The organism is Streptomyces sp. SM1 (genome assembly GCF_002910825.1).
Classification (GTDB): domain Bacteria; phylum Actinomycetota; class Actinomycetes; order Streptomycetales; family Streptomycetaceae; genus Streptomyces; species Streptomyces okerensis.
Genome location: NZ_NEUB01000622.1, coordinates 1 through 2,218 on the forward strand (window position 1 = coordinate 1; position 2,218 = coordinate 2,218).

The window sequence follows — 2,218 nt, forward strand, 5'->3', positions numbered from 1 at the left end:
GGCCAGCCGTCCGGGGCGGCGATGACCTGCACGTTTCCTCCGTGGTGCTTGTGCTTGCCCGACCACCACAGGTCCGCGCCGTTGGGGCCGGCGGCAGCCACGCGGTCGGTGCGGATGACCGTGCCGTCCAGATTGAGGTGGGTGTACCCGGCCGCCGCCGCCCTCTCCAGCGCGCTGGACAGATCGGGCGCGTGGCCGGCGAGCACCGTCAGCCCTTCGTGCAGGTAGCGGTAGGCGGTCGGTACCGAGATGCCGTTGTCCCGGGCGAGTTGGACCAGCCGGGTACCGTCGACGAACCAGCGCAGCACGAGTACCGCCTGTTTGAAGACGCCCAGCGCGCGAGTGCCCTTGCGGGTCCCGAGCTGCTCGCGGTGCCCGCGCAGCAGCTTCGCGAGATGCTCGGCGGTCGCCCTGCGGACATCGAGCACGGCGGTGTAGGTGATAATGGACGCCACGTGGAGCCTCTGGTTGTACGGAACGTGATCTTCGCAGACCCGTTCCTACCAGGGGCTTCACTCATGTCTGACACCGAGTCACCATCCCGCCGTCCGGCATCATCACACACCGCAACCGTCACGTTGCTGAGAAGACTTCATTGAGGTAGTAGTTGACCCAGGACAACTGCTCGCCCTCTACCTGCCGGCGCCCATAGTTCCAACTGCGCCAGCCGGCCCTGTCCTTGGGCATGACGGCCGAGTCGGTGTGCAGGGTGGCCCGAGTGGAGTGGTACTCGAACGCCTCGAGGCGACGCTGCTGCTCATTCGGGCTTTCCAGGATCCGTAGCGAGTCATCCGCGTGCGTGGCCAGTACAGCGAAGTCGAACCGTTGCGCGGGCCCCCCTCCCACATGCACGTCAACACCGTCCGCCGTATCTCGCACACGGGTCACCGGCACAGAGAACCGCAGGTCGACCTCGGCAGACCGAAGCTGCCGTTCCGCAGCGCGCAGATAGCTCACGCTGCCTCCGGTGACCGTCCGCCACGGGGCGGTCCGTCCGCCGAGCCCTTCGGCGCCATGTGCGTAGAAGAACGCGATCACGGTGCTCGCGGGCATCTCCCAGATGCGGTCCGCCGGGACCGACCAGGCCGCTGTGGAGATGAGCACGATGAACCCGTAGCGGAACTCTTCCGAGTAGCCGTGCTGGTCCAGGTACTCGCCGAGCGGCATGTCGGCTTGCCTGCGCATGAAGTGCCGGGGGGATTCCTCCAGGAACCTCTTCGCCTCGCGCCAGAGATTCACGAAATCCTGGGGATAGCGCTCCTGCACCTGACTCTCCGTCAACTCGAAATCGTCGGAGACATAAGAGGTCTGACTATCGAGATCGAAGAAGCCGAACTTACCTGGATGACTCTGCGTTGCCACCCCCAAATCGGCGAAGAACTGCGTGATCTTGGGGTAATGAGGCTCGTTATACACGATGAACGCAGTGTCCAGCCCGAGGACCCAACCCTGGTCCTCGACCTCGATTGTATTGGCGTGCCCTCCCAACCGGGAGGCCGATTCAAAGAGAGTCACCTGCATTTCACTACGCAGGTGATAGGCGGCAGAAACACCAGCCACCCCGCCGCCCACGACCGCTACTCGCGCTTTCACAGTTCGCCTCCGACCGAGATTCCGACCAACCACGCTCGTCTCGATGTAGACAGAGAACCGAGGTTGCGTCCAGATACATGGGAAGAGGAACAGGTGGTGCACCCACGCTCGCCGACCGCTGACAGTCACGGCAGCTGTAGTTCCAGCGTCTGCGCTGATCAGCGCCTTGCGGGGCGGGTGCGGGCATGAGTACGGCCACCGCGATCATGAACGTTTGTGACGACGTATCAGGACGCGGTGGCCGTGGAAGCCACGATAGCCGAGCAGGCGTGGGGCGAGACGTTCGGGAGGGTGATGTGGGCGGTCGCGGGCTGTTTCGCGCGTCGTGAGGCGCGGACGACGGCTGCGGAGTTGGTTGCGGGGTTGTTGCTGGAGGTGGACACGCGGAACTGCTGGACGCTCGCGCAGGCTCTGGGGCATCCGGGCCCGCACCGGCTGCAGCACCTGCTCTCGCGCGCCCGGTTCGACCACGAGCGGGCCCGGCAGGAGATCGCCCGCCTCGTAATCGATGAACTCGCCGGACAGGACGTGGTGTTGGTGGTGGACGAGACAGGGGATGCGAAGTCGTCCACGGACTGTGTGGGCGCCGGCCGGCAGTACTCCGGCGCGCTCGGGGCTTGTATCT

The 2,218-nt window shown here is 65.3% G+C and carries 2 protein-coding genes and 1 pseudogene; 1 reads left to right on the forward strand and 2 read right to left on the reverse strand.

Translation table 11 applies throughout. The features are described from left to right. A pseudogene (locus tag B9S61_RS15775) lies at positions 1-455 on the reverse strand (IS5/IS1182 family transposase); the annotation flags it as partial. Positions 456-573: 118 nt separating this feature from the next. Then, positions 574-1,572: an FAD-dependent oxidoreductase gene (locus B9S61_RS15780; RefSeq protein WP_219819919.1), complete on the reverse strand. Its 999-nt coding sequence runs from the start codon at positions 1,570-1,572 to the stop codon at positions 574-576. Between the two features lie 237 nt (positions 1,573-1,809). On the opposite strand from B9S61_RS15780, the gene B9S61_RS15785 reads away from it, so the two are divergent. Then, positions 1,810-2,218 (forward strand): transposase (locus B9S61_RS15785; RefSeq protein WP_146064856.1); only part of this gene is annotated, 409 nt, incomplete at its 3' end.